Source organism: Agromyces sp. GQ35, assembly GCF_059758475.1.
Genome location: NZ_JCAXEO010000001.1, coordinates 2,296,760 through 2,311,766, shown reverse-complemented (window position 1 = coordinate 2,311,766; position 15,007 = coordinate 2,296,760). Strand labels below are relative to the sequence as shown.

The following is a 15,007-nucleotide window of genomic DNA, read 5'->3' as shown; positions in this document are numbered from 1 at the left end:
GACCCGCCACCCCGCTTCATCCGCTCAACGAAGAGAAGGCACGACCATGACCGAACCCATCATCAGCCGCGAATCGCCCGAGCCGGTCGTGACCACCGCCGACCCGATCCCCGCCCCGGCGAACCGGATCCCCACCCCGTCGGCGCCCGCCCCCGACATCCTGCGCTGCGCGTACATGGAGCTCATCGTCACCGACCTGGCCGCCTCGCGCGCCTTCTACGTCGACGTGCTCGACCTCGTCGTCACGGAGGAAGACGAGAACACCGTCTACCTCCGCTCCTTCGAGGAGTTCATCCATCACAACCTGGTGCTCCGCAAGGGCCCGATCGCCGCGGTCGCCGCGTTCTCGTACCGCGTACGCAGCCCCGAAGACCTCGACCGCGCCGTGGCGTTCTACGAGGAGCTCGGCTGCCGTGTCGAGCGCCGCGCCGAGGGGTTCACGACGGGCATCGGCGACTCCGTGCGCGTCGAGGACCCGCTCGGATTCCCCTACGAGTTCTTCTACGACGTCGAGCACGTCGAGCGCCTTGCCTGGCGCTACGACCTCTACACGCCCGGGGCGCTCGTGCGTCTCGACCACTTCAATCAAGTCACCCCCGATGTGCCGCGCGCGGTCGCGTACATGGAAGACCTCGGCTTCCGCGTGACCGAGGACATCCAAGACGAGCACGGCACGACCTACGCCGCGTGGATGCGCCGCAAGCCCACGGTGCACGACACCGCCATGACCGGTGGCGACGGACCCCGCATGCACCACGTCGCCTTCGCGACCCACGAGAAGCACAACATCATCGCGATCTGCGACAAGCTCGGGGCGCTGCGTCGCAGCGATGCGATCGAGCGCGGCCCCGGCCGGCACGGCGTCTCGAACGCGTTCTACCTGTACCTGCGCGACCCCGACGGTCATCGCATCGAGATCTATACGCAGGACTACTACACAGGCGACCCCGACAACCCGGTCGTCACCTGGGACGTGCACGACAACCAGCGACGCGACTGGTGGGGCAACCCCGTGGTGCCGAGCTGGTACACGGATGCCTCGCCGGTGCTCGACCTCGACGGCAACCCGAAGCCCGTGGTCGCCCGCACCGACGACTCCGAGATGGAGGTCACGATCGGCGCCGACGGCTTCTCGTACACCCGCAAAGACGACGAGGCCCAGGGCTTCAAGCTCGGCAACACCCTGTAGCCTCGGCACCCGCGCGCGAGATGGAGTCCTGCCCGACCGCGATCGCGCGGCGCGCTGACGCAAGGGCTCGTTCACCTCGCGGTCGCCCCCGGGACATCCGGAATCCCTACCGTCGGTGGCGGCGTGCTCCGCCACGCCACCACTGACGAACAGGAGATCGCACGATGCCGGAGAAGACACCGTTCAGCCGCCGCACCATCCTCACCGCGGGCGGGCTCGGCGTGCTGGGCGCCGCCCTGCCGACGGTCGCGCACGCCGAGGAGTCGGGCGACCAGTTGCAGGCCACGGGCCAGCCGAAGCCCAAGGCGCCGAAGCTGCGCTTTCGCGATGACGGCACCTTCAAGGTCGTGCAGTTCAACGACACGCAAGACGACGAGATGATCGACCGGCGCACCGTCGAGCTCATCGAGAAGACCCTCGACGCCGAGCAGCCCGACTTCGTGCTCATCAACGGCGACGTCATCACGGGCGGGTGCGAGACGCGACTCGCGGTGAAGCAGGCGATCAACAACGTCGTCTGGCCGATGGAGAGCCGCGGCATCCCGTGGGCCGTCACGTACGGCAACCACGACGAGGACTCGCTGCCGCAGTCCGGCGTGAACGAGGCGATGATGCTCGACTTCTACCGCAGCTACGACTTCAACATGAACGCCGAGAACATCGCGGGCGTCACGGGCACCGGCAACACGATCGTGCCGATCCGCTCAGCGGGCCGAGGGAATGACACCGCCTTCAGCCTGTGGCTGCTCGACTCTGGCCGCTACGCGCCCGACGCCATCGACGGCCAGGACTTCGACGGCTACCCCGCCTGGGACTGGCTGCGCATGGACCAGGTGTCGTGGTACCGCTCGGAGTCGCAGCGGCTCGAGAAGAAGTTCAAGCGCAAGGTACCGGGCCTGATGTTCATCCACATCGCGCTCTGGGAGCACCGCTTCATGTGGTGGGGCGGCGTCGACACCCGCACCGAAGCGGATGCCGCGCGCGGACGCACCCGTCACGGCATCGTCGGCGAGCGCAACGAAGACGAGTGCCCCGGGCCGTTCAACTCGGGCATGTACAACGCGATCCTCGAGCGCGGCGACGTCAAGGGCGTGTTCGTCGGGCACGATCACGTCAACGACTACGTCGGCAACTACTACGGCGTGCTGCTCGGCTACGCCCCCGGCACCGGATTCGGCGCCTATGGGCTCGGCGGTGCCGAGCGCAACCGCATGCGCGGCGGGCGCGTCTTCGAGCTCACGCAGGCCGGAGCGGAGGTCGACATCGCCACCCGCGTGGTCTACGCACGCGACCTCGGCATCGACCTGACGGCGAACGACCAGCCGATGGAGCCGACGCCCCTGGCGCCGAAGCAGGCCGCGATCTGAGGTCGACACTCATGACACGGGGCGGGGGCGGGCGAAGTTCCCGCCTCGTGTCATCTCGCGTCGCATGACGCGGGCGCAGGGCCGAATGTGTGTGTGCAGTCAGAGTGCACGCCGCGCGCCGCTGGCTGATCCGGCCGGAATGTCAGCGCGCGGCGAGGAACTCGATCGCGGCGTTCTTGAAGGCCCGGGCGGTGAGCGTCGACACGTGGTCACGGCCCGGAATGGCGACGAAGTCGGCTCCCCGTTCGCGTGCGAGCTGCTGCACACCGTCTGGTACGGGGTCGTTCTCGCCGGCGACGAACAGCACGGGGATGCTTCGGGGAATCGTGAGCGGCGCGCCAGACACGCCCTCGATCACAGCGAGGAGCGCCTCGCGGTCGGCGCCCGCCGCGATCGCCGGGCGGAGCACCTGTTCGATGAGCGGATCGATCGATGCCTCGTCGCGGAGCAGCACCGCCCTGGCCTCCTCGAGGTCCCAGGAGGCGAACAGCTCGTTCGGACCGGCACCGCCGACGACGACCCGACGCACACGGTCGGGGGCGCTCTCGGCAAGTGCCGAGACCACCCGGTTGCCCATGGAGTACGCGACGACGTCGACCACCCCGACCCCGGCGGAGTCCAGCACCGCGATCAGGTCGGCGCCGAGCACGGCGGGCGCGTAGGAGGCGGCGTCGACGGGCTTGTCGCTCCGACCATGGCCGCGCAGGTCGAGCGTGATCGCGGTGCGACCCGCGTCGTCGAGTGCCGACACCCAACCCGTGCCCTCCCACGTCACGGCGGCGTTCGACGCGAACCCGTGCACGAGCAGCACGGGCGGCAACCCGGTGGCATCACCCGTCTCGCTCACGTGCACCCGGTATCCGATGAGCACCCCGTCGTGCGATTCGGCGTAGAGGGTCGGTGCGGCCACGGCACCGGCCCGCCTCACTGCGCGGCCTCGTCGAGCACGACCGATTCGGTGATGGCGACACCGGCGTGACCGAGCTCCGCGAGCGCGGTGTCTGATGTCTCGGCAGCGACCCCGGCGACGAGATCGGTGAAGATGCGAACGCGCTGGCCGTGCTCGACGGCGTCGAGCGCACTGGCGCGCACGCAGTAGTCGGTGGCGATGCCGACGAGGTCGATGTCGGTGATGCCGCGGGCGACGAGCAGTTCGCTCATGCCCGCACCTGAGTCATCCGTGCCCTCGAAGATCGAGTACGCGGGCACGCCCTGGCCCTTGCGGATGTGCACGTCGACGCTCGAGGTGTCGAGATCGGGGTGGTACTCGGCGCCGGGCGTGCCGGCGACGCAGTGCCGCGGCCAGGTGTCGACGAAGTCGGGTTCGGCGTCGACCGCGAAATGGCCCCCGTTGTCATCGTCGCCCGAGTGCCAGTCACGGGATGCCACGACGAGGTCGTACTCGCCGCGGTGACGCGCGAGCAGCTCGCTGATGCCGGCGGCGACCGCGGCACCGCCCTCGACGCCGAGCGCACCACCCTCGGTGAAGTCGTTCTGCACGTCGATGATGAACAGGGCCCGGGTCATGGCTTGCTCCTTCGCACGTCGGTCGCGGCTCGGTCGTGCCGCTGCATCCATTGTCCCAGCGACGGGCGCTCGAGCACAGCGGTTCAGCGCTCGGCGAATCCGCCGATCACAGGTTCGAGAGGTTGTCGCCGCAGAGGTAGAAGCCGGTCGTGAGGGTGTCGATCGCCTGTTTCGCCTCGTCGGTGACGTCGCCGAGGGCGTAGATCGCGAACGTCAGGGTCGAGCCGTCTTGCGCCCGCACCACGCCCGAGAGCGTGTAGCCGGTGTCGATCCAGCCGGTCTTGGCCGACACCGCGCCGTCGGCGGCCGAGTTGTCGCCCGAGAACCGGTCGTCGTAGCCGAGGGATCCGCGCTCGCCCGAGACCGGCAGGCCGTCCATGAGCACACCGAGATTGCCCTCGCGAGCGTTGATCTTCACGAACAACCGAGTGAGATACGAGGGCGGTACGGCGTTGTTGTCGGAGAGACCCGAACCGTCGACGACGGTGATGCCGGCCGTGTCGACCCCGTAGCCGGCGAGTCCCTGCAGCACGCCCGCGTTGATCGCGCCGAACGTGTTGCCCGATCCCGTCTCGATGGCGACGAGCCGCGCGAGCATCTCGGCCGCGGTGTTGTCCGAGACGACGAGCGCCTTGTCGACGAGCTGGGCGACCGTCGGCGACTGCACCTGCCCGAGTTGCTGCGCACCGGCGGGAGCCGTGCCCCGCTCGATGACGCTGATGCCGCCGAGCTCGCTCGCGAACGCGTCGCCGGCGCGACCCACGGGGTCGGCGCTGCGCCACGAGGTGTTCGAGCCGGGTTCGTCGCGGTCGCCGTCGACCATGAGCGCGGTGATGTTCGACATGTAGCCGTCGTCGCGTTCCTTGAGGTTCCAGCTCGGCTCCCACTCGTCGCCGCCGAAGTAGCTCGAGTCGAGGATGAGCTTGGTCAGCGGCGGATTCGCCGGGTCGGCGGCCCATGTCGCCTCGACCTGCGCGGCGAGGTCGTCGAGGTGCGCCGCACCCGGGTACACCGTCTCGGTGCCGCTCGAGGTGCGCGAGAGGGTCACGTCGCCACCGCCGACGAGCACGACCGAACCGGGTTCGGTGCCCTTCACGACGGTCGTCGGGGTGCGGTAGTCGGGGCCGAGCACCGAGAGCGCAGCCGCCGAGGTCAGCACCTTCATGACACTCGCGGTGCGCGATGAGGTCGTACCGCCCCGGTCGTAGAGCACCTCGCCCGTCGACGCGTTCATCACCTGCGCCTGGAAGCTCGCGAGCCGGCCGTCTGTGGCGCGATCGGCGACCGAGCAGGTGCGCAGCCGACTGGCCGCTGCCGCCGCGGCCGGCATCGGCCGGGCCGGGTCGACGGACGGCGTCGGGGTCGGTGCCTCGATGACCGCATCGGATGCCGCGCCGCCGCTGCCGTTCGCGGCTCCGACGGCGATCGCACCCCCGCCGAGCAGGGCGAACGCGAGCACGCCGCCCGCGATCATGAGCGGCATTCGGTGGGCGCGTGCGAAGTCCGCGATGCGGCGCAGTGCGCCGGTCTTCGGCCGGGTACCGGCCGAGGCGGTATCAGTCGAGGGGTCACCGAAGTCGGAGGTCTCCCCCGCGGCATCCGTCTCGTCGCTCATCCGGAGAAGCCTACGCAGCCATCCTCAAGAGAACCTGACCATGCGGCCGGATCGCCCGCCGGCGGCATCATTCGCCCGGGTAGACCAACCCGATCTGCCGACGGATCTCGTCGAGCGTCTCCATGATGCCGATCGTCTCGTCGATCGTCAGCAGGTCGCCCGAGTGGGTACCTGCGGCGACGAGTCGCTCGACCGCTTCGGCCTGGAAGTGCATGCCCCGCCCGGTGACCTCGGCGTGGAACTCCTCGAGCTGCGTGCCGTCGGCGGCGATGACCCGGAATGTCGTCGGCGTGTACCAGACCTGATCGATCTCGATGCGCGCGTCGGTGCCGAGCACCACCGCGGTGTTCGGGCCCTTCGTGTCGCTCGCTGAGAGCGTGACGGCCATGCGAGCGCCGTCGTAGCCGAAGATCGTGCCGATCTGGGCATCGGCGCCCGTCTGCTTGAGCGTCGCCGATGCCTGGATCGTGCGCGGTGCGCCGAAGAGGTCCCACGCGAATGAGATCGGGTAGATGCCGAGGTCGAGGAGGGCCCCGCCGCCGAGCTCAAGCGCGTTGATGCGGTGGGCAGGGTCGTCGGAGAGCAATTGGGTGTGATCGGCGATGAGGGTGCGAACCTCGCCGAGGGTGCCGGCGGCGATGATCTCGCGGATGCGCGCCATGTGCGGCAGGTACCGCGTCCACATCGCCTCGAGCACGAGGAGGTTCTTCGCTGCCGCGAGCTCGGCGACCGCGCGAGCCTCGCGGGCGTTGACCGTGAAGGCCTTCTCGACGAGCACGTGCTTGCCGGCCTCGAGCACGAGGGTCGCGTTGGCGGCGTGCATGGGGTGCGGCGTGGACACGTAGATCACGTCGACCTCAGGGTCGGCCACGAGCGCTTCGTAGCTGCCGTGCGCATTCGGGATGCCGAACTCCGCGGCGAATGCGTCGGCGCCGGCCTGCGAGCGGGATCCGACCGCCTGCACGGTGAATCCGTTGAGCTTCAGGTCGTTGGTGAAGGCGTGGGCGATGCCGCCAGTCGCAAGGATGCCCCAGCGCAGTCGTTCGGTCATGGTCGACAGCCTATTGGGCGCCGGCGCCGGCGTGGGCCGCCGGCGACGGCACCGCACGCGCCCGGCGCCCCACCCCTGTTCTGGGTGCTGGAGAATGCGCACGGGGCGGCCTAGCGTTGGCGCATGACGGCTTCAACCCGAATGGGCCGCGTACTCGGCAGTGTCGCCGCGGTCATCATCGCCTTCGTGTCGATTCCCATGGGAATCGTCGGACCGGCCCAGGCCGTGCCCTCCTCGCCCTCGTCATCCCCGATCGAGAAGTACGTGGCACTCGGCGATTCGGTCGCCGCCGGCCAAGGCGGCGGCGGCTACGTCGACGACTGTCTGCGCAGTCCAGCCGGATACCCGGCACTCCTCGATGCGCAGCAGGGAGTGAATCTGCTGCGCAACCCGTCGTGCTCGGGCGCCACCATCGCCGATGTCTCATCGATCCAGCTCTCGCAACTGAACCGAGGCACCACCCTCGTCACCGTGACCATCGGCGCGAACGGCATCGACCTGCCCGGCACGTTGAACGCCTGCCTGACCGGATTCACCCCGGAATGCGCCGCGGCGTTCGCCGCGGCCCAGTGGTACCTCGAGTCGGGAGAGCTGCCGCTCGAACTCGGTGCGCTTCTGGCCGCCATCGCCGAACGCTCTCCACGGGCGCTCACGGTGGTCACCGGCTACCCGATCCCGTTCGCACCCGGTCTCGGCCCAGTCACCGATGGGGCGAACGCACTCGCCGCGGCGCTCAACACGCTGATCGCCCAGACGGTCGCAGTGGCCGCATCGCAAGGGGCTCAGGTGGTCTATGCGGATGTCTCGGCGAGCTTCGCCGCCCACTCCGTGGGAACCGAAGATCCGTGGCTCGGAGCGAATCCCGCCGACCCCCTCACCTTCCTGCACCCGAACGCCGCCGGCTACGTCGCCTATCGCGACGCCGTACTGGCGGCCCTCTGACGCGCGCAGCGTTTCTCCCGCGCGAACACGAACGGCCCGGAGAACCCGGGCCGTTCGTGCGCGGTGCGAAGCCGCTGGTCTACGGGGCGAGGGCATCGAGGATTCTCGCCGCGATCGCATCGTGGCCCGCCTGGTTCGGGTGGAAGTCGTCTTGCGGAACGGGGAATCCAGGGTCGCCGGCGGGGCCTCTGAGCTCGAAGAGGTCGGCGATGTCGAGGTATTCGCCGCCGGCGGCCGCGCACTCGGCGCGCATGAATGCCTGGGCATCGGATGGCACCAGCCACGGGCCCAGGCACAACAGCCGGCGATCGTCGGGGACCCCGGAGAGAAGTTCGGGGTACTCGGCTCGGAGGATGGACAGATCCGGAGCGCGCGCAACATCATTGGTCCCGGTCTCGATCAACACCACCTCGGCGTCGTGAAGGACGTCGGCGGCGACGGCGGCCATCTCGCCCGATGTCGCCCCTGCGGTCGCCACCCACTCGACGGCGATACGTCCCCGCTCGTCAGAGTGGCGGTCGAGTTGGGCACGGTACGAACGGTCTTCGGTCGTCGCCGTCCAACCCACGGTCAGGCTGTCGCCGACGATGCCGAGGCGGAGAACTCCATCGGCCCACGGGTCCAGCGCATCGCCCGAGCTGAGGCTCGGTGGCGCAGAGTCGCTCGGCGCCTGTCGATCTGCTGCGCAACCCGACATCACCAGTACCGCGAGCGCCGCAACCACGCCGGCAACGTTCCGCCGATTCGACATGTCGACCAATCTAACCGTCGGCTCGGTCAGTTTCTCGACCACCACGAAGTCGGCGATTGGGAGCTCGGGCGTGTCTCGTGCGCTCAAACGATGCCCCGGGAACACAGAAGGGCCCCGGATCGTTCGGGGCCCTTCTGCATGTGCGGAGCCGCCTGTGGGAATCGAACCCACGACCTTCTCATTACGAGTGAGACGCTCTGCCGACTGAGCTAAGGCGGCGTGACATGCGGCGCGCTGCGAAGCGCACCGAGTGGCACGAGAATCAATGTTAGCGGGTTTCGAGCACGCCCATGACCACCGTCAGCACTTCGGGTCAGCCGAGGGCACGGTGCCGTCGATCAGGTACGACTCGACCGTGTCATTCACGCACGGGTTCGACTTGTTGTAGGCCGTGTGGCCTTCGCCTTCGTAGCTGACGAGCACGCCGCTCTCGAGCTGCTCGGCGAGGGCGACGGCCCACTCGTAGGGCGTGGCGGGGTCGCCGGTCGTGCCGACGACGAGGATCGGATCGGCCCCCGCCGCGTGGATCTCAGCGCGCTCCCGGTCGCCCTCGTACGGCCAGTTGACGCAGCCGAGGTCACCGAATCCGAAGTAGGGGCCGATGATCGGGGCGACCTCGGCGACCGAGGCCGCCTTCTCCCGCATCACGGTGACGTCGGGCTGGTACGTGTAGTCGAGGCAGTTGACGGCGCTGAACGCCTCGGCCGAGTTGTCGAGGTAGGTACCGTCTTCGTTTCGGCCGTTGTACCCGTCGGCGAAGGTGAGCGCCAGGTCGGCGTCGCCGAACATCACCGATTCGAACATGTCGCCCAGGTACGGCCACGAATCCGCACTGTAGAGCGGGTAGATGATCGCCGTGACGAGCGTGTCGGCGCCCACGAGACGGCCGTCGGTGCCGCGCAGCGGGCTCGCGTCGACGGATGCCAGGAGGCGGCCGATCTCGTCTGCCGCCTCGTCGACCGTGCCGTTGAACGGACAGTCGGTGCCGGAGAGGCAGAACTCGAGGTACGCCTTCAGGGCGTTCTCGAACCCGATGGCCTGGGCTTGGGAGACTTCGGACTCGCTCGCTGCCGGGTCGATCGCCCCGTCGAGCACGAGCCGGCCGACCTTGTCGGGGTACAGCTCGGCGAAGGTCGCACCGAGGAAGGTGCCGTAGGAGTACCCGAGGTAATTGAGCTTCTCATCGCCGAGGATCGCGCGCAGCAGATCGAGATCGCGCGCAGCGCTCTCGGTGTCGACATTGCCGAGCAACTCGCCGGTGCGGTCGTTGCACGCCTGCCCGAAGTCGCGCTCGATCGCCTCGGTGCTGGCGATCCACTCGTCGCTGCCGCGTTCGCCGGGGGTGATGCCGTAGAGATAGTCGTCCATCTCGGGTGCGTCGTAGCAGGCGACGCCGTCGGATCGGCCGACGCCTCGGGGGTCGAACCCGACGACGTCGAAGCGCTCCTGCAGCGGCTGCCCGACGGCGTAGTCGAGCGAGTCCATCACGAACTCGTAGCCCGAACCGCCCGGCCCGCCGGGGTTGATCAGCAGGGAGCCGATGCGCTCCCCTGTCGCCACGTGCCGCACGAGCGCGAGCTCGGTCTCGCCGGCCGTCGGATCGCTCCAGTCGAGCGGCGCCTTCGCGGTCGTGCAGCCCATGCCGTCTCCGCAGCGCTCCCACTTCAGCACCTGCGTGTAGAAGGGCTCGAGCTCGGCGTCGACCTCTTCGCCGGTCGGCGTGGAGACGGGCTGCTGCGGGTTCAGGAACGAGGGCGCACAGCCGCTCATCGCGAGCAGCGCTGCGAGGGCGCCGACGACGGCGATGGCACGAGCGCCACGCGGCCTGCGTCGTCGGGTGGTGGTCGTGGCGTTCATGCGGCCCCTCGTTCGGTGGTCGGTCGTCGAATGGCGGAGACGAGCATCGCCTCGAGTGCGAGTGCCGGCTGCACGTTGCCGTCGATTCGGATGCGCGCCTGCTGGATGGCGTCGAGCGTCGCGAGGGTGCGCGCTGGCGTTGCGGATGCCGCCGCCCGTTGCATGCCGGATTCGAGTTCGCGGTTCACGAGCGCCACGTCGGCGGTGAGCTGGATGAGCAGGATGTCGCGGTAGAGCGACGCGAGGTCGACGAGGATGCGATCGATGCCGTCGCGGAGACTGCGGGTCGCTCGGCGCTTCTGGTCGTCTTCGAGTGCCTTCAGTTGCGGCCGGAGGGCGTTGGGAACGGCTTGGCCCGGCGCGATGCCCAACGAGTGCAGCGCGTGCGCGCGCTCTTCGGCGTCGCGCAGCTCGCTGATGGCTTTCGCGTCTTCACCGGCGATCTCGATGTACCTGGCCGCGGTCGCCACGGCACCGGATGTCGAGCGCACGGCGAGCGCCAGTTCGAGCGTCTCCGACCGGCGGCGCCTGGCCTCTTCGTTGGTCGCGAGCCGGTGCGCCATGCCGATGTGACTCTGCGCCTCGCGTGCCGCCCGCTCGGCGAGCACGGGGTCGACGCCGTCGCGGCGCACGAGAAGTGCCGCGACATCCGCGACGCTCGGCACCTGGAGTCGCACCGACCGCACGCGCGACCGGATGGTGGGGATGAGGTCGGCCTCGCTCGGCGCACAGAGGATCCAGACGGTGCGCTCTGGTGGCTCTTCGAGTTCTTTGAGCAGGAAGTTCGAGGTCTGCTCGGTCATGCGGTCGGCGTCTTCGACGATGATGACCCGGTGGCGCCCGATCGACGGCGCGTAGTGCGAACGACGCACGATGTCTCGCACATCGTCTCGCTTGATGATGACGCCCTCGGTGGCGAGCACGTGCAGGTCGGGGTGGCTGCGCGCATCGACCTGGGCGCGCGTGCGCTCATCACCGTCGGGCAGTCCCGAGATGAGGGCGGTCGCGAACGCGTAGGCGAGATTCGAGCGCCCCGAGCCGGGCGGGCCGGTGACCAGCCAGGAATGGGTCATCTGCTGCGCGCCCTGCCCGACGGTTGCGGGAATTCCGCCGTCGGCAGTCGACGGGTTGACGGTCGGCGCTCCGGCGGACTCCGCGGCCGCGCGGAACAGCGCGATCGCGGCATCCTGCCCGGTCAGCTCACTCCACACGGTCACGATTCAACGCTACCGTCAGCGACTGACGAGGACGTGCGAACTGCGCCGAGCACGCCGTGCTCAGAGCAGGCCGGCCACGCGGGCTCGGATCGACGCGGCGATCTCATCGACCGGCAACGATGCGTCGACGACGAGAAACCGGTCGGGCTCCCCCGCCGCCAGCTCGAGGAAGGCGCCACGCACCCGAGTGTGAAACTCGGATGCCTCGGCCTCGAGGCGATCGTAGCGGGTTCGCGCGCTGTCGAGACGGGTGCGTGCCGCGTCGGCGTCGAGATCGAGCAGGATCGTCAGGTCGGGGCGGAGCCCTTCGGTCGCCCACTCCGAGAGACCGCGAACCGCGTCGGGATCGAGGACCCGTCCGGCACCCTGATAGGCGACCGAGGAGTCGATGTACCGGTCTTGGATGACGACGTCGCCGCGCTCCAGCGCCGGCCGAACGACGGTCGCGATGTGATGAGCGCGGTCGGCCGCATACAGCAGCGCTTCGGCGCGGGGCGCGATGTCGCCGCGATGGTGCAGCACGATCTCGCGCACCTCGACGCCGACCTCGGTGCCGCCCGGCTCGCGAGTGCGCACCACGGTTCGCCCGGCTTCGCCGAACCAGGCACCGAGCAGCTCGGCCTGGGTCGTCTTGCCCGCCCCGTCGCCGCCCTCGAAGGTGATGAAGAGCCCGCCGCTCACTTCTTGGTCGCGGCCTTCTTGGCGGGGGCGCGCTTCGCCGGTGCCTTCTTCTTCGGCGTGGCCGGCCCCTTGTCTCGCTTGATCTGCAGCAGTTCGACGGCACGCTCGAAGGTGATCTCTTCGACCGATTCGGCTCGCGGGATGGTCGCGTTCGTGGTGCCGTCGGTGACATAGGGGCCGAAACGGCCGTCTTTCACCTTGATCGGCTTGCCGCTCACCGGATCCGCCTCGAACTCCTTGAGCGCACTCGACGCCGCGCGGGCGCCGTACTTGGGCTGGGCGAACAGCTCGAGTGCACCGTCGAGGCCGATCTCGAGGATGTCGTCCTCACTCGGCAAGGTGCGCGTATCGGTACCCTTCTTGAGGTACGGGCCGTAGCGACCGTTCTGCGCCGTGATCTCGACTCCCGACTCGGGGTCGAGGCCGACCGTTCGCGGGAGGCTGAGCAGCCGCAGCGCGGTGTCGAGGTCGATCTCGCCGACCTGCATGTTCTTGAACAGTGACGCAGTGCGCGGCTTCTCAGCGACGGGCTTCTTCGCAGCGCGCTTCGCCTTGGGCTTCGGTGCGTCGACCACCTCACCGGTGGCGGGGTCCACGACGGATGCCGCGGCTTCGGGTTCGGGCGCTGCAACCGGGGCAGGCTCGAGCTCGGTGACGTACGGCCCGAATCGGCCGTCTTTCACGACGATCTCCTTGCCGTTCTCGGGATTGACTCCGAGAACACGTGCCTCCTGCACCGGCGCCTCGATGAGCTCGCGGGCCTTCGCCTCGGTCAGCTCGTCGGGTGCAAGGCCTTCCGGCAGATTCACCCGGCGGGGCGGTGCGTCAGGTGCGGCTGTCTCGTCGACCGTCTCGAGGTACGGGCCGTACTTGCCGATGCGCAGGGTGATGTCGGGCGCGATGACGACGGAGTTGATCTCGCGCGCGTCGATCTCGCCGAGGTTGTCGACGACCTGCCGGAGGCCCCGGTGCTTGTCGGAACCGAAGTAGAAGCTCGAGAGCCAGTCGACGCGATCGGCCTCGCCTGCGGCGATGTGGTCGAGGTCGTCTTCCATCTCTGCGGTGAAGTCGTACTCGACGAGGTCGCCGAAGTGCTCCTCGAGCAGTCTGACGACCGAGAACGCGATCCAGCTCGGTACGAGCGCCTGGCCGCGTTGGGTGACGTAACCGCGGTCGAGGATCGTCGAGATGATCGATGCGAACGTCGAGGGGCGGCCGATGCCGAGCTCCTCGAGTCGCTTGACCAGGCTCGCCTCGGTGTAGCGCGGGGGCGGCGAGGTCTCATGGCCCTTGGCCTCGAGGTCGGCCATGTGCAGCGACTGGCCCTCCTTCAGCGGCGGCAGCTTGGCCTCGCCCGGCGTCTCCTCTGCGTTGCGCTCTTCGTCGCGGCTCTCCTCGTAGGCGGCGAGGAAGCCGCGGAAGGTGATCACGGTACCGCTCGCGGTGAACTCGGCGGTCGCACCGGCCACGAGCGTCGATGTCTCGGCGGGAGCGGTGGCCGTTGCCGCGGTGGGGCCGACCTCGATCGTGACGGTTGCCGTCTGCCCCTTCGCGTCGGCCATCTGCGAGGCGACGGTGCGCTTCCAGATCAGGTCGTAGAGCTTGAACTCGCTGCCGCGCAGCACACTCTGCAATTCGGACGGCGTGCGGAACACCTCGCCCGAGGGGCGGATCGCCTCGTGCGCCTCTTGCGCGTTCTTCGACTTGCCCACGTAGGTACGGGGCTTCTCGGGAATCGAGTCGGCACCGTACAGCTTCGTCGCCTGCGTGCGGGCGGCGGTGATCGCCTGCTGCGACAGCGACGACGAGTCGGTACGCATATAGGTGATGTAGCCGTTCTCGTAGAGCGACTGCGCCACGCGCATGGTGTCGCGAGCCGAGAGACGGAGCTTTCGCGCGGACTCCTGCTGGAGCGTCGACGTCGTGAACGGTGCTGCCGGGCGACGTGAGTACGGCTTCGACTCGACCTTCGACACCGTGCGCGAGACGGCATCGTCCGAGAGGGCGGTGACGAGCGCGGCGGCGGTCGCCTCATCGAGCACGACGGCCTTGCTCTTCAGCGTGCCAGCGTCGTCGAAGTCGCGGCCGGTGGCAACGCGCTCTCCGCCGAGCCGCACGAGCTTCGCTTCGAACGAGGTCGAGTCCGCGGATGCCTCGGCGGCGAAGCGCCCCGCGAGATCCCAGTAGCCCGCAGCGACGAAGGCGAGGCGTTCGCGCTCACGATCGACGACGAGGCGAGTCGCTGCCGACTGCACTCGACCGGCCGAGAGCCCGGGACCGACCTTGCGCCAGAGCACCGGCGAGATCTCGTAGCCGTAGAGACGGTCGAGGATGCGCCTCGTCTCCTGCGCATCGACGAGTGCGGTATCGAGCTCTCGGGTGTTGTCCTTCGCCTTCTGGATGGCGTCTTTGGTGATCTCGTGGAAGACCATCCTGCGCACCGGGACCTTGGGCTTCAGTTCCTGCAGCAGGTGCCACGCGATGGCCTCGCCCTCGCGGTCCTCATCAGTGGCGAGCAGGAGCTCGTCGGCGTCTTTCAGCGCCCGCTTCAGTTCTGCGACGGTCTTCTTCTTCGAATCGGAGACGACGTAGTACGGCTCGAAGCCGTTGTCGACGTCGACCGAGAACTTGCCGAGCGGGCCCTTCTTCAATTCGGCCGGCAGGTTCTTGGGTTCGATGAGGTCGCGGATGTGGCCCACCGAGGACAGCACCTGGTACCCGTCGCCCAAGTACTGGGCGATCGATTTCATCTTGGTCGGCGACTCGACGATGACCAGCTTTTTCGCGCCTGACACCAGACTCCTCTTTGT

General features: G+C 68.8%; 12 protein-coding genes and 1 tRNA gene. 3 read left to right on the top strand and 10 right to left on the bottom strand.

What is annotated here, in order from left to right:
- The first annotated feature begins 46 nt into the window (after window positions 1-46).
- The gene (gene hpaD, locus AC6CH0_RS10670; protein WP_498100511.1) at window positions 47-1,189 is read left to right on the top strand and encodes a 3,4-dihydroxyphenylacetate 2,3-dioxygenase; all 1,143 of its coding nucleotides are present in this window, start codon (window positions 47-49) and stop codon (window positions 1,187-1,189) included.
- Window positions 1,190-1,353: 164 nt separating this feature from the next.
- Window positions 1,354-2,556 carry a metallophosphoesterase family protein gene (locus AC6CH0_RS10665; RefSeq protein WP_498100509.1) on the top strand — a complete coding sequence of 401 codons (1,203 nt, stop codon included), beginning with the start codon at window positions 1,354-1,356 and terminating at the stop codon, window positions 2,554-2,556.
- 142 nt (window positions 2,557-2,698) lie between these two features.
- Here the strand turns inward: AC6CH0_RS10665 and AC6CH0_RS10660 are convergent, their stop codons facing one another.
- The 4 genes from AC6CH0_RS10660 to AC6CH0_RS10645 all read right to left on the bottom strand — a co-directional run bounded on the left by AC6CH0_RS10660 (window position 2,699) and on the right by AC6CH0_RS10645 (window position 6,749).
- Complete coding sequence (locus tag AC6CH0_RS10660; protein WP_498100507.1) at window positions 2,699-3,466, bottom strand: alpha/beta fold hydrolase; 768 nt, start codon at window positions 3,464-3,466, stop codon at window positions 2,699-2,701.
- A gap of 14 nt (window positions 3,467-3,480) precedes the next feature.
- Complete coding sequence (locus AC6CH0_RS10655) at window positions 3,481-4,083, bottom strand: isochorismatase family protein (protein WP_498100505.1); 603 nt, start codon at window positions 4,081-4,083, stop codon at window positions 3,481-3,483.
- A 106-nt stretch (window positions 4,084-4,189) separates the two neighbouring features.
- Window positions 4,190-5,698, bottom strand: a complete 1,509-nt coding sequence (locus AC6CH0_RS10650) for a D-alanyl-D-alanine carboxypeptidase/D-alanyl-D-alanine-endopeptidase (RefSeq protein WP_498100503.1) — start codon at window positions 5,696-5,698, stop codon at window positions 4,190-4,192.
- A 67-nt stretch (window positions 5,699-5,765) separates the two neighbouring features.
- Window positions 5,766-6,749, bottom strand: coding sequence for a Gfo/Idh/MocA family protein (locus tag AC6CH0_RS10645; protein ID WP_498100501.1), 984 nt, complete (start codon window positions 6,747-6,749; stop codon window positions 5,766-5,768).
- Window positions 6,750-6,872: 123 nt separating this feature from the next.
- On the opposite strand from AC6CH0_RS10645, the gene AC6CH0_RS10640 reads away from it, so the two are divergent.
- A complete protein-coding gene (locus AC6CH0_RS10640) occupies window positions 6,873-7,691 on the top strand; it encodes an SGNH/GDSL hydrolase family protein (protein ID WP_498100499.1) in 819 nt (272 codons plus the stop codon).
- 79 nt (window positions 7,692-7,770) lie between these two features.
- On the opposite strand, the gene AC6CH0_RS10635 is transcribed toward AC6CH0_RS10640, so the two are convergent.
- The 6 genes from AC6CH0_RS10635 to topA form a co-directional block, all read right to left on the bottom strand.
- Window positions 7,771-8,442, bottom strand: coding sequence for an SGNH/GDSL hydrolase family protein (locus AC6CH0_RS10635; protein WP_498100497.1), 672 nt, complete (start codon window positions 8,440-8,442; stop codon window positions 7,771-7,773).
- A 146-nt stretch (window positions 8,443-8,588) separates the two neighbouring features.
- Window positions 8,589-8,661 (bottom strand) — tRNA-Thr (locus AC6CH0_RS10630).
- Window positions 8,662-8,742: 81 nt separating this feature from the next.
- Window positions 8,743-10,299 carry an alpha/beta hydrolase gene (locus AC6CH0_RS10625; protein ID WP_498100495.1) on the bottom strand — a complete coding sequence of 519 codons (1,557 nt, stop codon included), beginning with the start codon at window positions 10,297-10,299 and terminating at the stop codon, window positions 8,743-8,745.
- Window positions 10,296-11,516, bottom strand: a complete 1,221-nt coding sequence (locus tag AC6CH0_RS10620; protein WP_498100493.1) for a DNA polymerase III subunit delta' — start codon at window positions 11,514-11,516, stop codon at window positions 10,296-10,298. Before AC6CH0_RS10620 ends, AC6CH0_RS10625 begins: the two co-directional genes overlap by 4 nt.
- 60 nt (window positions 11,517-11,576) lie before the next feature.
- Window positions 11,577-12,197, bottom strand: a complete 621-nt coding sequence (gene tmk / locus AC6CH0_RS10615; RefSeq protein ID WP_498100491.1) for a dTMP kinase — start codon at window positions 12,195-12,197, stop codon at window positions 11,577-11,579.
- Window positions 12,194-14,992, bottom strand: a complete 2,799-nt coding sequence (gene topA, locus AC6CH0_RS10610; protein ID WP_498100489.1) for a type I DNA topoisomerase — start codon at window positions 14,990-14,992, stop codon at window positions 12,194-12,196. Before topA ends, tmk begins: the two co-directional genes overlap by 4 nt.
- Between the last annotated feature and the right edge of the window lie 15 nt (window positions 14,993-15,007).